Genomic DNA, 20,109 nt, shown 5'->3' on the forward strand with positions numbered 1-20,109 from the left:
ACGACGGTCTGAGTTTCGCGGGAGCGAACCCTGGTGGCCAGGCGTGATGGACTCTCCCGGGTTGCGGGCGTGGCTTGTCGGCTCGTGAATCACTCCGCAGTGTGACGGACAGGCAACCCGGCTCCACCCGGGCGCCCGGAGCATTCCCGGCTACAGGAGGTGCGAGTGTCCCGACACCACGACGCGAATCACGAAACGGAGGCCTGCGGCATCCGGCGGCGGGGGTTCTTGAAGGTGGCGGCGGCGGCGACGGCGGCAGGGACCCTGGATCCCCGGGCGCTGGTGGCCGCGACGGAGGCGCCCCCCGTTTCCCGCGCGTCGGTACGCGAGGGACGGTGGGAAGCTACGCAGGAGGAGGTCATCCCGCTCGGGAACGGGGAGCCGCCGGCCCTTCAGTTCCAGGCGTATCCGGGCGGGACCGGGGCGCTGCTGGAGAAGTACTGGCGTGCCGGGATGAACCCGTTCGAGAAGACTCCGATGGATGTCGAGCCCTGGGAGGGGCCTGTGCCCTCCAGCGAGGAGGAGATCGCGTTCCTCCCCGTGCACCGGCTGTCGGCCCTCGTGAAGGAGCGCCGGGTCTCGCCGACGGAACTGTTCGATATCTACATGGAGCGCATGAAGCGGTACGACCCGGTGCTGCTATGCGCGGTGACGATCCTCGAGGGCCGGGGCAGGGAAGAGGCGGAGCAGGCGGAAGCCGAGATCCGCGCGGGCGAATGGCGCGGCCCCCTGCACGGGATCCCCTACGGCCTGAAGGACCTATTCTCGACCGTCGGGGCGCGGACAACGTGGGGCTCGGCCGCCTTCCAGACCCAGATGATCGAGGAGGATGCGGAGGTCGTGCGCCGACTGAACGCGGCGGGCGCCGTGCTCATCGCGAAGCTCGCGACGGGGGAGTTCGCGCGGGGCGACCGCTGGTACCGCGGCCGGACGCTGAACCCGTGGAACCTGGCCTGGGGATCGAGCGGGTCTTCCGCCGGACCGGGGTCGGCGACGGCGGCGGGCTGCGTCGCGTTCTCGATCGGGACCGAGACGCGCGGGTCGATCGTCTCCCCGAGCCGCCGCAACGGGCTGAGCGCCCTCCGCCCCACGTTCGGCCGCGTCAGTCGCTACGGGGGCATGGTGCTCTCGTGGAGCATGGACAAGACGGGCCCCATGTGCCGCACGATCGAGGACTGCGCGCTCGTGTTCAACGAAATCCACGGCGCGGACGAGAAGGACCCCGCCTCCATCACGATGCCGTTCCGTTTCGAGCGGAACCCGGACCTGGGCGCGCTCTCGATCGGATACACGGAGGACGCGCCGAACTCCTTCGTCGAGAAGCTGGAGGAGCTCGGGGCGCGGCCGCGGCTCATGCGCGAACTGCCCGCCCAGGCGGCGAGTTCGCTGGGCGCCGAGTCGTCGTCGGCCTTCGACTTCCACGTGGCCCCGGGCGGGGAACTGCCCCCGGTGCCGGAAGGGCTCAGCGAGACGCAGGAGCGCGACTTCACGCGGTTCCGCCGGGGGCGCGAGGGTCTCGCGATGGACTACGTGCACGCGCAGCGGCGACGCCTCATCGTGATGAAGCGCATGGCCGAGGCGATGGAGGGCTTCGACATGTTCGCCACCGGATCGGGCGAAGTGGGGCTCACGAACGAGACGGGACACCCCGCGGCGGTCGTCCAGTACGGCTTCGGCTCGCTCGGGCCGGAGGGCGAGGAGGCCGAGCAGCCGCTCACGACGACCCTGATCGGCGATCTGTTCGCCGACGACAAGATCCTGAGTGTGGCGCACGCCTTCCAGGCGGCGACGGACTGGCACACGCGGCACCCCGCGCTCGATTGACGGGGGACCGCGACAGACGGAAGACGGAGGACGAAGGATGAACAGAATGCCCAAGCGCCTCCTCTGGGGCGTGCTCCCGGTGCTCGTGGTCGGCGTGGCGCTTGCCGTGGCGGGCGTCCCGGGGTCGACGGCGGCCGAGTCGGACGCGGGTCGCCTCGAGCGGCTCAGCGGCGCCCTGGAGTCCTACGTGGAGGAGGGGGAACTGCCGGGCGCGGTCGCCCTCGTCGCACACGATGGTGAGGTCTCCTACCTGGAGGCGGTCGGCCACCGGGACGTCGCGGCCGGCGACCCCATGGAGACGGACGACATCTTCCGCATCGCCTCGCAGACGAAGGCGATCGTGAGCGTCGGCGTCATGATCCTCCAGGAGGAGGGAGAACTCCTCATCTCCGATCCGCTCGGCCGCTATCTGCCCGAGTACATGGAGACGACCGTCGCGGTCGCCGACGGGGCGGGGGGATACGACATCGTGCCCGCGAACCGGCCGATCACGATCCGGGACCTGCTCACGCACACGGCCGGGATCGGCTACGGCGGCGGCCCCGCGGCGGACCTGTGGGCGGAGGCGGACATCCAGGGCTGGTACTTCGCACACCGCGACGAGCCGGTGCGGGAGACGGTACGGCGCATGGCCGCCCTCCCCATGGACGCGCAGCCGGGCGAGCGCTTCGTGTACGGCTATGCGACGGACATCCTCGGCGCCCTCGTCGAGGAAGTGTCGGGCGAGCCGCTGGACGATTTCCTCCGCACGCGGATCTTCGAGCCGCTGGGCATGATGGACACGCACTTCTACCTGCCCGAGGAGAAGCGCGATCGGCTGAGCGTCGTGTATTCGGCCTCCGAAGGCGAACTCTCGCCGGCGCCCGACCCGGGCGGCATGGTCGGCCAGGGCGCGTACGTCGACGGCCCGCGGACGAGCTTCTCCGGCGGGGCGGGGCTCCTCTCCACCGCGCACGACTACGCCCGCTTCCTGCAGATGATGCTGAACGGCGGCGAACTCGACGGGGCGCGCATCCTGTCGAGCAAGAGCGTCGACCTCATGACGGTGAACCACGTCGGCGACCGGTTCAACTGGGACGGCGGCGTCGGGTTCGGCCTCGGGTTCAGCGTGCTGGCCGATCTCGGGGCGCGCGGAACCCCCGGCTCGGTGGGCGAGTACGGGTGGGGCGGGGCGTACCACTCGACGTACTGGGTGGATCCCGCCGAGGATCTCGTCGTCGTCTACTTCACGCAGCTCATCCCGACGGGCGGCGTGGACGACCACGCGAAGCTGCGCACGCTGGTGTACCAGGCGCTCGACGAGATGCAATAGCCGCGCGCGGCCTGCTGTTGTAGATCTGAGGGCCGCGCTCGCGAGCCGGAGTGGCGGAACTGGCAGACGCGCCGGACTCAAAATCCGGTGGGAGCAATCCCTTGAGGGTTCGAGTCCCTCCTCCGGCATGACCCTTCGCCCTCGTTTCGCCGACGATGTCAGGCCCGTGACCCAGCCCACGATTCGAACTGTTGCCGTCGTCGGGGCCGGCGTCATCGGCCGGAGCTGGATCCGCGTATTCGCCCGGGCCGGTTGCGAGACGCGCGTCTTCGACCCCGACCGGGAGCAGTTGGCGCGCGCACTCGATTGGGCGCGGAACTCCGCGAACGAGGACGAGGCTCTCGGATTCATCGATTCCGGGGCCGCCGGGGAAGAGCGGGCGATCCGCTGCGACACGATGGACGAGGCGCTGTCGGGCGCCGGATGGGTGCAGGAGAGCGGGCCGGAGACGCTCGCGGTCAAGCAGCGGATCTTCGCCGAACTGGACGCCGTGGCGGGTCCCGGCACGATTCTGGCCAGTTCGACTTCCGCTCACGACATGTCGCGGATTGCGGCCGGTCTCGCGGGTTCGGGTCGCTGCGTCGTCGCGCACCCCGTGAATCCGCCGCACGTCATCCCCATCGTGGAAGTCCTCCCGGGGGAGGGCACGCGCCCCGACGTGCTGACCGCCGCGCTCGCTTTTCTCGAGAGCGTGGGCCAGTCTCCCGTGCAGATGAACCGCTACCTGCCCGGTTTCCTTCTCAACCGGCTTCAGGCCGCCCTGATCCGCGAGGCCGTCTTCCTGTACGGATCGGGCGCCGCCTCCGCGGACGCGGTCGACACGGTCGTCCGCGAAGGACTGGGGCTGCGCTGGGCGCTGCTCGGGCCGTTCGGCACCGGCCACACGAACGCGGACGGCGGAGCGGGGGACTACTACCGGCGCTACGGCGACGCGTACCGCGAGATGTGGCGCGAGTTGGAGGCGGACCCCGAGTTCTCGGACCGCGTGATCGATGGGATCCACGCCGAAACGGAGCGGATGTACGGAACATCCGCCACCGAAGCCCTCTGCGCCTGGCGCGACCGACTGGTGCGGCGGATCCGGGCGCTGAAGGAAGACGACCCTCCACCCTGCCGTTCGACGCCGGGGAGTCGGCGTTGACGCGCGGGCGTCGACTCGTTTCTCAAACGCCGGAGCGCGCGCGGGTGTCTATTCACTTGCGCCGACAAGGCACTACTGCGCCCATGAGCACCACCACAGTCAGGAGCCGCGAATCATGCTGAAGCGTGCGTTTCTCCCCGTCCTCTTCGCGACAACCGTTCTCCCGGCCTCGGCGGCCGCGCAGGAGGCGGTGGCCGATGAGGACTTCATGGCCGAGATGGAATGGCGTTCCATCGGCCCGGCGAACATGGCCGGGCGGGTCACGGACATCGAAGGCATTCCCGGCACCGCGACCTTCTTCATCGCGGGGGCGTCAAGCGGCATCTGGAAGACGACGAACAACGGGACGACCTTCCGGCCCGTCTTCGACAACGAGCGCGTCGTCTCGATGGGCGACCTCGCGATCGCGCCGAGCAACCCGGACATCGTGTGGGCCGGGACCGGCGAAGAGGACTCGCGGAACTCGATCTCGCCCGGAGGCGGCATCTACAAGTCCGTCGACGGCGGGCTCACGTGGGAGCTGAAGGGGCTCGAGGACACGCAGGCGATCGGCCGCATCGTCGTGCACCCGACGAAGGCCGACTGGGTGTACGTCGCCGCGCTCGGCCACCCCTGGGGGGACAACGAGGAGCGCGGACTCTACCGCACGACGGACGGCGGCGACACGTGGGAGCGCGTGAACTTCGTCTCCGACAAGGCGGGGTTCGTCGATGTCGACATGCATCCGCAGAATCCCGACATCCTGTGGGCCACGAGCTGGGAGCGCGTGCGCGGCCCCTACTTCTTCAACAGCGGCGGCCCGGGGAGCGCGATCTGGAAGTCCACGGACGCCGGCGACACGTGGGAGAAGGTGGAGGGCAACGGCCTCCCGGAGACCATGCTGGGGCGGCTCGAGATCGAGATCGCGCCGAGCTATCCGCAGGTCATGTACGCGATGGTCGAGGCGGAGGCTCCGGAGGAGGCGGATGAGGACGGAGACCGTCACGCCTCCGGTCTGTACCGCTCGGCGGACGGCGGCGAGACGTGGGAGTTCATGAACTCGAACAACTCCCGGCCCTTCTACTATTCCGGCGTCTGGGTGTCGCCGGACGACCCGGACTTCATCTACTGGTCTTCCCTCTTCTTCTCCCGGGACGGGGGCCGCACCGTCGGGAACCCGGCCCAGGGCGTGCACGTCGACTATCACGCACTGTGGTGGAATCCGCTCAATCCGGACCACTTCATACTGGGCAACGACGGCGGGATCGCGATCACGTGGGACCGGGGCGGCAACTTCGAGTTCCCCAACCGTATCTCGATGGGTCAGTTCTATGCGGTCAGCTACAACATGGACACGCCCTATCGCGTGTGCGGCGGACTGCAGGACAACTATACGTGGTGCGGTCCGAGCGCCCGCGCCGGCGGCTCCATCGACAATCACATGTGGTATTCGATCGGGGGCGGCGACGGCTTCTACGCGCCGCAGGATCCGACGAATCCGGACATCGTATTCGGGGAATCGCAGCAGGGGCGGATCTACTGGCGGAACACGCGCACGGGCGAGCGCCACCAGCTTCAGCACCCGGACTGGCGCGAGCGCACGCAGACGCTGCGCGACTCGATCGCGATCCTGACGGGCGACGACCCCGACAATCCCCCGGCCGGCAACGTGGCGCAGATCGACGAGTTGCAGGCCCTCGTCGCGCAGGACTCCGCGCTGTTCGACATGCGGTTCAACTGGAACACGCCGCTCGAACTGTCCCCGCACGATCCGCAGACGCTGTACATCGGGGCGAACCGGGTCCTGAAGTGGACGTACGATACGGATGAGATGACGCCGATCTCAGACGACCTCACCTACGCGGATCCGGAGAAGATCGAGATCGCGTACAATACGACGGGCGGCATCACGCCGGACGTCACGGGCGCGGAGAACTTCGCCACGATCGTCTCGCTTGCCGAGTCGAAGCTCAACGAAGGCGAACTCTACGCGGGGACGGACGACGGCCGCGTGTGGCGGACGCCGGAGGGGGCGGAGTGGATCGAACTCACGGATCGCTTCGACGGCGTTCCGGAGGGGACGTACGTGAGCCGGATCGAGCCCTCGAGCCACGATCCGAACCGCTTCTACGTGACGTTCGACAACCACCGGCGCGACGACTACACGCCGTACGTCTACGTGACGGATGACGCCGGGGAGACCTTCCGCTCGATCTCGTCCAACCTCCCGACCGGCGCGCCGGACTTCGTGCACGTGGTGCGGGAAGACCCGGCGAACCCGGATCTCCTCTTCGTAGGGACGGATGTGGGTGCCTACGTGTCCACCGATCGGGGCGGCTCGTGGTCCCGCTTCATGAACGGGTTGCCCACGGTGCCGGTCCACGACCTGAAGATCCATCCGCGCGAGAGCGAGATCATCGCGGGGACGCACGGGCGCTCCATCTTCGTGGCGGACATCTCGCTCCTGCAGCAACTCGACGGCGGGCGCCTGCCGGAGGCGGTGACGGTGTTCCAGCCGAAGACGGCGATCCAGTTCGGGGATGCGCCGGTGGGCGGCGAGTTCATCGCGCAGAGCACGTTCCAGGGGGACGCGGGCCGCTACGGAGCCGAGATCTCCTACTACGTCCCGGAGGATGTGGCGGAAGCCCTCGCCGCGGCCGCCGAGGCGGAGGCGGAAGCGGAGGCCGAGGAAGAAGCTGAGGAAGAAGAGGCCGAGGAGGAGGCTGCGGCCCCCGCCGTCGCGATGCCCGGGGGCATGGCGGGCATGGCAGCCGCGCGAGGCGGTAACCGTCCCCAGGCCTCGATCGCGATCCTGAACGCGGCCGGCGACACCGTGCAGACGCTGAACGGTTGGGCCACGGCCGGCGTGCAGCGCGTGCGGTGGACCTTCAACCGGCGGAGCGCCCCGCGGGAGCCGTCGCCCGCGGACCGGCTCGACAGCCTTCGCACCGCGCGGCTCTACCAGACGGTGGGGGACTCGCTGGTCGAGCACGAAGGGGTCGCGCGCGAGACGATGGACCAGGTGCTCGAAATGATGCAGGGCGGCAACCAGGGCGCGATCATCCGCATGTTCACCGGCGGGGGCGGTGGAGGCGGCGCCGGCGCCGACTGGCAGGAGCGGCCCGCCGAGCGCTATCCGCCGCCTGGACAGGCGGGGCGGGGAGGGGGCCGCACCGCGGCCATGGCTGCCGCCGCGGCCGCCCGGAGCGGCGCCGACCCGGCGGCGATGCGCGAGGTCTTCCAGCAGGTGGGCGAGGCCGTCCGCGACCGGGGCGGCATGTCGACCTTCCGCCGCTTCTTCGGCGGGGGTGGCGGTGGGGGCGGCCTGGCCGATCCCGGGAGCTACACCGTGGCGATCACGATCGGCGACGAAACCCATACCATCCCTCTCGAGGTCGTGCGGAAGGAAGGCTTCGGGTTCTGGGATGAGCCCGACGGAGAGAACGACCGCGAGGATCCGTAGCTCCCTGTGGCCCGCCGGAGCGGCAAACGTTCGCTGCTCCGGCGGTGTCGCATGGCTCGATAGCCTTCAGCGGGGACGAGCGTGGGCTCGGGAGACCGGGACGGGCGGATGACGATGAACAGCGAGGGGAACGGCGCGTCGATCCTGGAGAAGATCCGGAAGCGGCGCATGGTGCAGATCGCGCTCGTGTACGTGGGCGCGGCCTGGCTCGGCGTGGAGATCACCGATTTCATCGTCGGGACCTATGCGTTCTCGAGGAAGATCCTCGACACGGTCGTTTTCCTCGCCATCCTCGGGTTCCCCGCCTTTCTCGTCATTGGATGGTTTCACGGTGAGCGCGGCCCCCAGCGCATCCGCCGTGCCGAAGCCTGGCTCCTGCTCACCCTGGCCTCCCTGGGCGCGATCGGTACCTACCGGATCGCGACCGCGGTACCGTCGGAGGCCGGCGGCGTGGAGGCCGCGGCGCCCGCCACGGCCGCGGACCGTGCGGATGACGGAGGAGGAGCCCCGAGTTTCGCGGGTTCGGCCCCCGACCTGGGGCCCAACTCCCTCGCGGTCCTGCCCTTCCGGAACAACGTGCCCGACGCTGAACTCGAATGGCTCGGTTCGGGTCTCGCCGACCTGCTCACGACGAACCTGGCTCAACTCCCCGGCGTGCGCGTGGTCGGCCGGCAGAGCCTCTACGACCTCCTCATGGAGGGAGGCGTCTCCGAGGAGGAGGAAATCCCGGAGGCTCTGGCGCTGACGGTGGCGCGCGGAAGCGGCGCCCGCCTGCTCCTCTGGGGCAGCGTGACGGGGTCGGCGGACGACATGCGCATCGACGCCCAGTTGATCGAACTCGAGAACGGGACCATCGCGTCGGCGGACTTCGCCCGGGGCGACGACGTGTTCGAACTCGTGGACACGCTGACCGTGCGGCTCGCGGCCAACCTCTCCGGCGCGCCACCGCCGGGCGAGGCGGTTCGCATCAGCCACCTCGGCACGCGGAACCTGGAGGCCCTCGCCGCCTTTCACCGGGGCAACGCGCTGCACCGCGCCGGCAACCCGGAAGAGGCCGAGGCGCACTACGAGCGAGCCGCGACCCTCGACAGCGCGTTTGCCCTCCCGTTCCTCACGGCGGTCGGCGCGTTCGGGGACGGAGAGGCGGTATCGCCGGATGCCGAGCGCACCGAGGCCGAACCAGGCCGCCGCGAATGGCGGGAGCGCGGCCATGCACAGCTCATCCGGCGGCTCCCCGAAGACGTGCGGGAGCAGTTGGCGAACCTCCGCGGGGAGGAACTGCGGGCCGCGATCGACTCTCTGATGGACGGCGCGATTTCCGGCGTTCGCCTGCTCGTCACGGAACGAAGAGCCGCGCGCGGCGAGCCGCCTGAAGAGCCGCCCCCGCGCCGGGATCCCCCGCCTCCCCGCTGAACGCGGCCTGAGCCGGCGGCGCTGGACGTTCGGCGTTGTGCGGCCCATGTTTCAACGAAACATGGGCGGGCGCCGCCTCCCCGCGGCGGCGGCGTCCTCGGAACACCAGGGAGGCCACATGAAGCGAAGGGCGTTTCTTCGAACCGGACTCACGGGCGCCGGCGTCGCCGGCATCGCCGCCGCACCTCTTGCCGCACCTCTCGCGGGCGCGACGGCGGCGCGCGGCCTCGACACCATCTTCAACCCCCGCCGATTGGGACGTGACTACAACGGGCCCGTCCGGCTGAGTTCGAACGAGAACCCGCTCGGCATCGCTCCGTCGGCGCGGCAGGCGATCATCGACGGGCTCGACGAGGCGAACCGCTATCCCGGCGCGACCGGCGAACTCGTGCGCGAGGCCCTCGTGGCGCGCCTCGGCGTCAAGCCCGGCCAGCTCTTCTTCGGCTCCGGCTCGACCGAGATCCTGCGCATCGCCTCGGCGGCCTGGGCGGCGCCCGGCGGCCGCCTCATCTACGCGGAGCCGACGTACGAGGACGTGCCCAGGTACTCGCAGCCGTTCGCCTACGATCACGTCACGGTGCCGCTCACGAGCGACTACGCGCACGACATCGACCGCATGCGGGAAGAGGTCGCGAAATCGTCCGCGCCGAGCGTGATCTACTTCTGCAACCCGAACAACCCCACCGGCACGCTCACCCCGACCCAGCCGATCATGGACTGGATCCGGGACGAGGGCGAGCAGCACCTCTTCCTCGTCGACGAAGCGTACTTCGAACTCGCGGACGATCCGGGCTACAAAACGTTCGTCCCCCTCATCGAGCGCCATCCGAACCTGATCGTCGCCCGCACCTTCTCGAAGGTGTACGCGATGGCCGGGATTCGCCTCGGCTACGGGATTGCGCACGAGGCCACCGTCCAGCGGGTGCTCCCGTTCGCGACACGGAATGCGCCCAACCACGTTGCGGGCGTCGCCGCCGTCGCCTCGCTCGCCGACGAGGAGTTCTTCGCGAAGAGCGTGAAGACGAACGACGAGGCGAAGGCGATGATGTACGACGCCCTCGGGCAGCTCGACATCGAGGTCCTGCCGAGCCACACGAACTTCATCATGCACCGGATCAAGGGCGAACTCGCGACCTACAACGAGCGCATGTTCGAGGCCGGGTTCAACGTGGGCCGCCCGTTCCCGCCCATGACGGACTGGAGCCGGCTCTCGATGGGCCTCCCGTCGGACATGGAGAAGCTCGCCGAGGTCATGACGGACTTCCGCAAGAAGGACTGGATCTGACGTACGGGGAGGGCGGCATCGCGCGATGCCGCCCTCCCGCGCTCCTCACCGCTGTCCGCTTTACCCGACGCTCTCGCTCTCTGCTCTACTAGTTATTTAGTTGCCCGCGTCTCTTCCCCCGCCTAGGCTCCCTCGCAGGGCAGGGCAGCCGGTCCGCGCGCCGTACAACGGTCGGCACACGTTCCCGTGTCAAAGCCTTCGATCCCTGGACAGTTGATAGACGGTTGACAGTCTTGCGATAGATTGAGCTTGCAACGGCCACTCCGACCGGTCGGCTACGCGAACCGAACACAGCGGTGCGAGGCTTATGAAGGCACGTCATTGGGTCACGTTGATCGTCTTGCTCGTCGCGGGTGCGGCCGTCGTCGGCATCTTCATGCGGCTGAACGAGGACGGGGAAGACGAGCCGCAGAGCTTCGGCGACGCCGCGGCCGATTCCGTGGCCGAAGCGGTGCGGGGCACGGCCTCGGCGGCTGCCTTCGCCACGGACATTTTCCTTCGCGTCGAAGGAGCGGTCATCCAGCGCGACACGTTCGTGCTCTGGGTCACGGCGAGCGGACGGGCCGCGTCTCTGCGCAGGGCGGCGCTCCATTCGGAAGTCGACGGGCCGGTGACCGCGGTGCCGGTACAGGAAGGCGTGCACGTGCAGGCGGGCCAGCTCCTGGCGCGGATCGACCCGGCTCTCTACGAACTCCGGGCGCAGCGGGCGGAGGCCGGCGTGGCGCGCGCGCAAGCCGAGTATCTCGACCGGGTACTCTTCGATGACGCGTTGCCGGATTCGGTCCGGATGGCTCGTGCCGAACAGGCTCGCATCCGGGTGAGCCTGCCGGACTATGAGGCGCAACTCGCAGAAGCGCGCTACGAACTGGGAAAGACGCGGATCGTCGCCCCCTTCGCCGGCCTGGTGGCGAACCTCGGCGTCGCGCACGGCAGCCGCGTCAGGGCGGGCGATTCGATCGCGACCATCGTCGACCTTTCCGAGATTGATATCGACGCAGAGGTCCTCCATTCCGAGCTCCCGCTCGTCGAGGTAGGACGGGCGGCGACGGCGACGTTCCCCGCGCTTCGGGGAGAGATCTTCGAGGGGCTCGTCGTGAGCGTGAACCCTCTGGTCGATCCCGAGACGCAGACGGCGCGGGTCACAGTGCGCCTGTCGAATCCCGAAGCTCGAATCGTCCCGGGCATGCCGGGGAACGTGCGGATCGCCGGCCGTCAGCTTGCGGACCGGACGTTCGTGCCGAAGGAAGCCGTCGTGGAGCGGAGCCGGCGCCAGGTGGTGTTCGTCTTCGAACCGGGGGCTCCGGGTTCGGAGACGGGGCGCGCACAGTGGGAGTACGTGACGCTCGGTCTCGAAAACGACACCCAGGTCGAGATCATCCCCAACCCGGACGGCGACGACACCTTCGTGCCCGCGGGCGGCGAAGTCGTGCTCGTCGACGGTCACGCCACGCTCACGCACGACGCCCAGGTGCGGATCGAGAACCACAGCGACCTTGCGACCCCGACGGAATCCGCCCCCGGCGACACACCGAGCGGCTCCGCGGACGGTTCGCGGTGAGGCGCGGAGCCGGAGGGCAGCGGCCCCGGCTCTGCAAGGCCGGAGCGCTCGCCGCCGTGCTGGCGGCTGGGGGCTTCGCGGCGCCGGTCCCCTCGGTCGCGCAGAGGTCGGCGCTCCCGGACACGATCGACATCACCAGGGCGATCCGGATCGCCCTCACCGAGAGCCCGGTCCTGCGGATATCCCGGACGCAGGCGGATCAGGCGGGCGCCGACCGATTGGCCGCCTGGGGAGCGTTTCTCCCCACGGCCGGCGTGAACGCCGACCTCGGCAGGTCGAGTTTTTCGCGGACGACGTTCGTCGGCGAGGAGGGCCTGTCGGAGACGCTTCCGGAGGTCCTCACGTCTTCGAGCCAGAACGCGACTCAGATGCTGGGCCTGAACTGGATCGTCCTGGATCGCGGACGGCGTTTCTCCGAGATGTCGCGGTCCACGGCAAGTCTTCGCGCTGCGCAGCGACGCTACGACGACCGGCAGCGCGAGGTGGTGCTTACGGTGCGCCGCGATTTCCTCGAGGCCCTGAGGCGGCAGGAACTGCTGGAGCTCACGAGAACTCAGATCGCGGACCGGGAACTCGAACTCGAGATCGCCAGCCGGCGGTACGAGATCGCGGCGGTGGAACGAACGGATCTGCTCGCCGCGGAGGGGAACCTGTTGAACGCGCGGATCGCCCTCGCCGCCGAAGAAAATCAGTTGCGGGCGGGGCTGCGCCAGCTCGTGGTATCGATGGGCCTGCCGCCCGACACGGGCGACGGCCTCGTGCTCACGGGCGATGACGGCATGCCCGAGGGCATCCCGGATATCGACTTCATCGTTCAGACGGCCGTGACATCCGACCCCGAGCTTGCGGCGCTCGACGCGGAGCGCGCGGCCGCCGCCGCGTCGTTGTGGAGCGCGCGCACCCGCTACCTGCCGCAAATCAGCGTGAATCTGGGATGGCGCCGCAGCGAGAACTTTGGCCCCGAGGACTCGTTCTGGCAGTTCGACCCGGGCGACACTCTTCACGGGTTCAGTATCACGGCATCCTGGAGCCTCTTCGATGGCTTCCAGCGTGAACGGGAGAACGCCCAGGCGTCTGCCGCCAGGCGGCAGGCCGAGGAGGATCTGCGGCGCCGGCGGCTGGAGATCGAGCGCGATGTGCGACGGTACGGCGACGACATCTCACAGTTGGCTCAGACGCTGGGTCTGCTCGAGCGCGTGTACGCGATCTCGCGCGAGCGTCTCGAGATGCAGCAGGAGCGTTACCGGCTCGGGACCGTGAGCTTCACGGAGCTCCAGCAGGCGATCGACGCGGTGCAGCGGGCCGAGACCGATCTGATCCAGCGGCAGTACGACTACCGGATCACGTGGTCCAGCCTTGCGGAATACATCGAGGGTGGGCCCGGCAGCCCATGACGAACCCCCGCCGCATTCAGGTCGGTTGACCGTGGCGCTCCCCGATCTCTCGCTTCGGCGGCCCGTAGCGACGGCGATGCTCTACGTGGGCATCGGCGTGCTGGGCGTGGTGTCCTTCCTCCGTCTGCCGATCGATCTTCTGCCGGACGTCGCCTTCCCGACGCTCTCCGTGTGGACGACGTATTCGGACGCGGGGCCCGCGGAGGTCGAGCGCTTCATCACGGAACCCATCGAGCAGCGGCTGTACTCGATCCCCGGGGCGCGAAGCATCTCCTCGCGCTCGCGGGAGGGGCAATCGCTCGTGCAGCTCCAGTTCGCGTGGGGCACGGACATGGAGTTCGCGACCCTTCACACGCGGGAGAAACTGGACAACCTGTCCGACCTCCTCCCCGATGGCTCGGAGCGGCCTACGATCCTGAGATCGGATCCGACCAGCGATCCGATCATGACCCTTGCGGTGAGCGGGGCGGATCTGCGGAACCTGCGCGATCTCTCCGAGGTCGTCTTCAAGCGCCGACTGGAGCAGCTGGACGGCGTTTCGCTGGCGGGGCTCACGGGCGGACCCGAGCGGGAGCTGCGGGTCATCGTGGACCCGGAATACCTGGATGTGCACGCGGTCTCTCTCAGCGAGATCTCGAATGCGCTCGACCAGGCGAACTACAACGCGCCCGGCGGCACGATCCAGCGGGGCCGGTTCGAGTACAGCCTGCGCACGCTGGGCCAGTTCCGCGAGGTCGATGAGCTGCTCGAGGTCGTCATCGCGCGGCCGCAGGGTGTCGCGGCCCGTCCCGTCCGGCTGGCCGATGTCGCGACGGTGGTCGACACGATCGCGGACCTCGAGACCATCGCGCGCTTCAACGGGGAGCCCGCGATCGGGCTGCAGGTGTTCAAGGAAGCGGGGACGAACACGGTCCGCGTGGCGGACGGCGTGCGCGAGACGCTGGATCAACTGCGGGAGGAATTCCCGGGAATATCGATCGAGATCGCCTCCAGCCAGGCGGCGTTCATACGGGACGCGATCTCGAACGTGGTCTCCGCCCTGCTGCTGGGCGGGGCGCTGGCTTTCCTCGTCCTCTTTCTCTTCCTGCGCGATCCGAGGTATCCGCTCGCGATCGGGCTCGCCATCCCGATCTCGGTCATGGCCGCCTTCGCGCTCTGCTACGCATTCGACGTCAGCCTCAACATCATGTCCCTCGGCGGTCTCGCGCTCGGGGTCGGACTGCTCGTCGACAACTCCATCGTGGTGCTCGAGAACATCTTCCGGCACCGTGAGGAATCAGGCGGGAGCGGGCGGGAGTCGGCCGGGCGGGGCGCCCGGGAAGTGGCCGCGGCGATCACGGCGTCCACGCTCACCACGATCGCCGTGTTCGGTCCGGTGCTGTATGTCGAGGGCGTGGCGGGCGCGCTCTTCGGCGACCTTTCGCTTGCAGTGACGTTTTCGCTCCTCGCCTCGCTGCTCGTGGCGCTCACGCTGCTCCCGGTGCTCGCCGCGCAGGTGGCCCACGGGAAGCGCGGAGCGGAAGCCGCGGGCTCTGCCGGCGAAGTGCCGCTATCGGGGCGGCTCGAAGCGCCGGAAGCCGAGCGGCCGGGACGCGTGCGACGGTTCGCCCGCGCCGTGCGTCGGGGTGCCGTCGGGGGCGTGCGAGGGGTCGGGGGCGGGATCGTCTACGTGGGGCGCTCGGTCCGGCTCACCGGCGTCGATGTCGCGACCGGCGGCGGCAGGATCCTGGGCCGGCTCCTCGGTCCCTTCCTGCGGGCCTTCGAGCGCGGGTTCCTCCGTTTCGCGGGCCGGTACGAGCGGACGCTCGAATGGGCACTGGGGCATCGCCTGGAAGTCCTCTCGATCGCGGTCGTCGCGCTGGCCGGCGCGGTCATGCTCGCCGGATCCCTCCCGCGGGGACTCATGCCGCGCGTCGACGAGCGGCAGTTCTGGGTCGAACTCAACCTCCCGCAGGGGACGCCGATCAGGACGACGGACGAGGCGGCCCGGGACGTGGAGCGGCTCCTGCTCGGCATGGCGGACGTCTCCGGCGTCTTCACCCGGGTGGGCCGCAGCCGGGGCAGTGAACTCGCCGCGCGCGACCTGACCGGACTCAACAACGCGGCGCTCGATGTCCAGCTCGCCGGGTCGTCGCGGCCGACGCGCGACGCGATCGCGGAGCTGCGCGAGCGGCTCGCGGGGAGCGGCCTGGATCCGGCCTTCGTGACGATCGAGACCGGACGGGCAACCTCGCTCGGCAGGGCGCTGGCGATCGGGGAGGCGGACCTCGCGGTGAAGGTGCAGAGCGGGGAACTGGATGAACTCGTGCCGGTCGCCGAGGCGATCGAGACCCGGCTCGAGGGCGTCTCGACGCTGGCCGATGTCCGGCTGGACTTCCTTCGCACGCAGCCGGAACTCGTCATCGAAGTCAATCGGGAGGTGGCGGCCCGCCACCAGATCACGGTGACTTCGGTCGCGACGGCGATCGAGGACTACCTCCGGGGGTCGGAGACGAACAACGCGTACTCGGTATTCGCCGACAAGGTCGACATCCGCGTCACGATCCCGGAGACGGCCCGGCGGGAACTCGACAGGGTGCTTGCGCTTCGGCTGCAGGGCGTGCCGATCGGGGAACTCGTGACGGTTCGGCAGGGGTTCGGCCCGGTCGAAATCCGGCGGGAGGATCAGAACCGCACGATCCAGGTGCTCGCGGACGTGGCCGAGGGCGGGCTCCGGACATCGGTCCGGGAGGTGGAGGCCGCGATCGCGGACATCCCGCGGCCGGCCCTCACGACCGTGCGCGTCGGCGGCGAGAACGAGGAGATGCAGGACAGCTTTCGCTCGCTAACCTTCGCCTTCGCGCTCGCGCTGGCCCTCGTCTTCCTCATCATGGCCGCCCAGTTCGAGTCGCTCGTGCAGCCGCTCGTCGTCCTTACCGCGGTGCCGCTGGCGGCGATCGGGGCGGTCACCGCGCTCTGGATCGCCGGGGACGGCCTCAACGCGATGAGCGGCATCGGGCTCGTGATCCTCATCGGCATCGTCGTCAACGACGCCATCGTGAAGGTCGACTTCATCAACCAGCGGAGGCGGGCAGGGCTGCCGAAGCGGGCGGCGATCCTTGAAGCGGGCCGGCTGAGGCTCCGTCCGATCGTGATGACGACGATTACGACCGTGGTCGGGCTGCTCCCGCTCGCCGCAGGGCTGGGGGCCGGGGCGGACCTCCGCGCCCCCCTGGCCGTCGCGGTGATCGGTGGTCTCATCTCCGCGACCTTCCTCACGCTGATCGTCGTGCCGGTCGTATATTCGGTCCTGGTCGAGCCATCCGTGTCCGTGGGGCCCGACCCGGGCCCGCAGCCCGAGCGCCGCGATCCGGCCGCGCTCCAGCCGACGCCGGGATACGGCCTCGGCGGCCGCTCCGGGCCGGCGGCTCCGGGCATGGCGCGGGGGAGCGTGGAACCATGATCGATCTGGCCATCCGCCGGCCGGTGGCGACCGCCGCCATCTACATCGCGCTCTTCGCGCTCGGCGTGACGAGCTTCCGGCTCATTCCGGTCGAGGATCTGCCCGAGGTCGAGTTTCCCCGTCTCACGGTCTCAGCCACCTGGAACGGCGCCTCGCCCGAGGCGCTGGAAGCGTTCGTGACCGCGCCGCTCGAAACCGTCATCCAGCAGGTCGGCGGGGTGGAGAGGGTCGTCTCGGAATCCTCCGCCGATCCACGCGGGACGGGGTCCAGCGCCCGCATCGAAGTCGAATTCGAGCGCGATACGCGCATGGAGTTCGCCCGCCTCGAGCTCGGCGAACGGATCAACTCGATCCGGGACGAGTTGCCCGAGGGCGTGGTGCCCCTCCTCTCCGAGTACGTCCCGCAGGAATTCGCCGAGGAAGAGGAGCGGCTGCTCAGCTTCTCCCTCACCGGCCCCTACACGTTCGCGCGCCTGGGAGAGATCGCCGAGGAGGAGATCGCGCCCTTCGTGCGGGGGCTGCCGGGCGTGTCCGCGGTGGACGTGCGGGGGGCCGAGCGCCGCGAAATCGCGGTCGAGCTCGACCGGGGCCGGCTGGAGGCGCTCGGGCTGCGGCCGGAGGAGGTCAGCCGGCGGATCGCCGAACTCTCCGAGCCGAACGCTCCGGGATCGGTCGAACTCGATGGGCGGCAGTTTGCCATCGCCGTTCGCACCCGGGCGCTCGAGGTGTCCGACATCGCGGACATGATCGTTCTCACGCGGCCGGATGGACCCGTCCGCGTGGGCGATCTGGGGCAGGTGCGCGACCAGACGGAAGACCCGCTGTTCTTCTGGCGCATCAACTCGCAGCCCACGATCTCGATCAGCGTGTACCGCCAGTCGGGCACGAACGTGATCCAGATCGCGGACGACGTGAAGGCAGCGATGACCGAGCTGGGCTCCACGCTTCCGGCGGGGGTGGGCCTCGAGTTGCTGCAGGATCAGAGCGAGAACATCCGCGAGCAGCTCACGGAACTTCGGCTCCGCGCCATCGCCGCCGCCATCGTGATCTTCATCGTGCTCACGCTCTTCCTGCGGTCGCTCGGCGCCGTCCTCGTCGTGTTCGCCACGATCGGGTTCAGCGTCCTGACGGCGGTGAATTTCCTTTACATCGGCGGGTTCTCGCTCAACCTGCTCACGCTGTGGGGACTCGCGTGGGGGTTCGGCCTTGTCGTGGACAACGGCATCGTCGTGCTCGAAAACGTGGAGCGTCATCGCCGGGCGGGGGCGGACCCATCCGATGCCGCGAGCCGCGGGGCGCGCCAGGTCGTCCTGCCGGTCCTCGCCGCGACGCTGACGACCGCGATCGTGCTCGTCCCCTTCCTCTTCCTGCAGGGGGAGCTGCGGGTCTACTACCTGCCGCTCACGTTCGCCGTGGGCTTCTCGATCATCGCGAGCCTCTTCGTGGCGTTCACCTTCGTTCCGGCCCTCGCGTCCCGCGTCGCCCGCATGCGGGATTCCGCCGGGGCGGTGGTCGATCCGGGCCTGACGACGGGGGACGCCGCAAATGCGCCGATCCGGCCGTCCGAACCGTTCTACATCATGGGATACCGGTCGCTCCTCGGGTTCGCGCTCCGGCACCCCGTCCTCGTCGCGCTCGTCTGCCTCGGGAGCCTCGCCGGGAGCTGGTATCTGTTCGACGAACATGTGAGCACGGGGAGGTATTGGAGCGGATTCGGCGGAAGCGACAGCTATATTACGATCACGATCAGCTTCCCGCGCGGCGCGGGGCTGGAGCGCACGGACGAACTCGCGCGTTCCTTCGAGGCGAAGCTCGCCACCATCGATGAAGTGGAACGCTTCGAGGCGCAGGTTCGGCCCAACTACGCCTTCATGCGCGCGCAATTCCCCGACGAACTCGAGCACACATCCATCCCGGTGGCCATCAAGGACCAGATGACGGCCTACAGCTACGGGTTCTCGGGCGTCGACGTCTTCGTGCGGGGGTTCGGTCCGAGCTTCTACGGCGGCGGCTCGAGCCCGCCCAACTACAGTCTCCAGGTGCTCGGGTACAACTACCTGACGGTGCAGGAGATCGCCGAGGAGATCGCTTCGCGTCTGACGCGATTCTCCCGGATCAACGATGTGGACCCGAACGCGAACAGCAACTGGTATCAGCGCGACAGGGAATTCGAGTACTACGTGGAGCCGGACCGGGAGGCGCTCGCGGCCTACAATCTCCCTGTTTCGCAGTTGCTCAACTACGTGTCCAGCAACATTCAGGGTCGGCCGTTCGGGAGCCGGATCCGGGTGGGCGGCGAGGAGGTCCGGTACGCCGTCAAGGTGGACGGGTACCGCGAGTTCGATTTCCACGATCTGAGCGATCTCCGCGTGCCGATCTCTTCCCGCGAGGAACTCCGGCTCGCCAACGTCGCTGAGGTGGGGCGGCGGCAGGTTCTGGCCAGCATCCGACGCGAAGACCAGCAGTACGAGCGGACCGTGGCCTGGCAGTTCCGGGGGCCGGTGAGGTTCGGCGACCTCGTCCGCGACGCGGTGGTGGACGCGATGGAACTCCCGCCGGGATACAGGATCGAGAAGTCGCGTTACGGGGGCTGGACGACGGAGGAGACGACGCAAATGTGGGTCGTGCTCGCCTTCTCCATCCTCCTCATCTACATGGTGACGGCCGGTCTGTTCGAGTCGCTCCTGGCGCCGTTCGTCGTGCTCTTCTCGCTGCCCTTCGCCCTCATCGGCGTCTTCCTCATCTTCTTCTACACCGACGCGACCTTCACCCGCACCGCGTTCATCGGCACGATCATGATGGGCGGCATCGTCGTGAACAACGCCATCCTTGTGGTCTACCACATCGGCGAAGTGCGCAAACGCATGCCGACGGCGGCGGCGATCGTGCAGGGGACACTGGAGCGCGTGCGCCCCATCCTCATGACGACGCTCACGACGGTGTTCGGACTCCTGCCTCTCGTCCTCTTCGCCCCCTCTCAGGATGAGAACATCTGGAACGCGCTCGCGCTGGCGACCATCGGCGGGCTGATTTCGAGCACGTTGTTCGTCCTCGTCGCAATTCCGGTCGCATATCGTTACATCGTGGCACGCCGTATCTGACGGCACGCCCGCCTGCAGGCCGCGGCAACGGTTCCGGCGGGCGCACGGGAACACGAAAGCTGACGGGGGTCGAGAATGGCACGGTCGCGTCTGTCCAGGTCCGGTTTCAGGCCGGGTTGGCTGCTCCTCGGGTGTCTGCTGGCCGGGGTTGCCTGTGAACCGGGCGGAGGACCGAGCGAATTCCTTCGGGACCCGGG

General features: G+C 69.0%; 10 protein-coding genes and 1 tRNA gene. All 11 read left to right on the forward strand.

Translation table 11 applies throughout. The annotated features are described in order from the left end of the window. Nucleotides 1-165: 165 nt before the first annotated feature. Nucleotides 166-1,824 (forward strand): amidase, encoded by a 1,659-nt coding sequence (locus RN901_RS14080; RefSeq protein ID WP_310758933.1) that lies wholly within the window; start codon nucleotides 166-168, stop codon nucleotides 1,822-1,824. Nucleotides 1,825-1,861: 37 nt separating this feature from the next. Next, entirely contained in the window at nucleotides 1,862-3,136 is a 1,275-nt protein-coding gene (locus RN901_RS14085) for a serine hydrolase domain-containing protein (RefSeq protein WP_310758934.1), read from the forward strand. Nucleotides 3,137-3,180: 44 nt separating this feature from the next. Further along, nucleotides 3,181-3,264 (forward strand) — tRNA-Leu (locus RN901_RS14090). Between the two features lie 38 nt (nucleotides 3,265-3,302). Then, nucleotides 3,303-4,277, forward strand: a complete 975-nt coding sequence (locus RN901_RS14095) for a 3-hydroxyacyl-CoA dehydrogenase NAD-binding domain-containing protein (protein ID WP_310758935.1) — start codon at nucleotides 3,303-3,305, stop codon at nucleotides 4,275-4,277. A gap of 115 nt (nucleotides 4,278-4,392) precedes the next feature. Further along, complete coding sequence (locus RN901_RS14100) at nucleotides 4,393-7,719, forward strand: hypothetical protein (protein ID WP_310758936.1); 3,327 nt, start codon at nucleotides 4,393-4,395, stop codon at nucleotides 7,717-7,719. A 108-nt stretch (nucleotides 7,720-7,827) separates the two neighbouring features. After that, complete coding sequence (locus RN901_RS14105) at nucleotides 7,828-9,132, forward strand: hypothetical protein (RefSeq protein ID WP_310758937.1); 1,305 nt, start codon at nucleotides 7,828-7,830, stop codon at nucleotides 9,130-9,132. A gap of 118 nt (nucleotides 9,133-9,250) precedes the next feature. Beyond that, nucleotides 9,251-10,417, forward strand: coding sequence for an aminotransferase class I/II-fold pyridoxal phosphate-dependent enzyme (locus RN901_RS14110; protein WP_310758938.1), 1,167 nt, complete (start codon nucleotides 9,251-9,253; stop codon nucleotides 10,415-10,417). 307 nt (nucleotides 10,418-10,724) lie between these two features. Beyond that, on the forward strand, nucleotides 10,725-11,975 hold the full coding sequence (locus RN901_RS14115) for an efflux RND transporter periplasmic adaptor subunit (RefSeq protein ID WP_310758939.1): 1,251 nt from the start codon (nucleotides 10,725-10,727) through the stop codon (nucleotides 11,973-11,975). Beyond that, the gene (locus tag RN901_RS14120) at nucleotides 11,972-13,369 is read left to right on the forward strand and encodes a TolC family protein (protein ID WP_310758940.1); all 1,398 of its coding nucleotides are present in this window, start codon (nucleotides 11,972-11,974) and stop codon (nucleotides 13,367-13,369) included. Before RN901_RS14115 ends, RN901_RS14120 begins: the two co-directional genes overlap by 4 nt. 31 nt (nucleotides 13,370-13,400) lie before the next feature. Beyond that, the gene (locus RN901_RS14125; RefSeq protein WP_310758941.1) at nucleotides 13,401-16,811 is read left to right on the forward strand and encodes an efflux RND transporter permease subunit; all 3,411 of its coding nucleotides are present in this window, start codon (nucleotides 13,401-13,403) and stop codon (nucleotides 16,809-16,811) included. Further along, nucleotides 16,808-19,912, forward strand: coding sequence for an efflux RND transporter permease subunit (locus RN901_RS14130; RefSeq protein ID WP_310758942.1), 3,105 nt, complete (start codon nucleotides 16,808-16,810; stop codon nucleotides 19,910-19,912). Before RN901_RS14125 ends, RN901_RS14130 begins: the two co-directional genes overlap by 4 nt. Nucleotides 19,913-20,109 lie beyond the last annotated feature (197 nt).

It is taken from the genome of Candidatus Palauibacter soopunensis, assembly GCF_947581735.1.
GTDB lineage: Bacteria > Gemmatimonadota > Gemmatimonadetes > Palauibacterales > Palauibacteraceae > Palauibacter > Palauibacter soopunensis.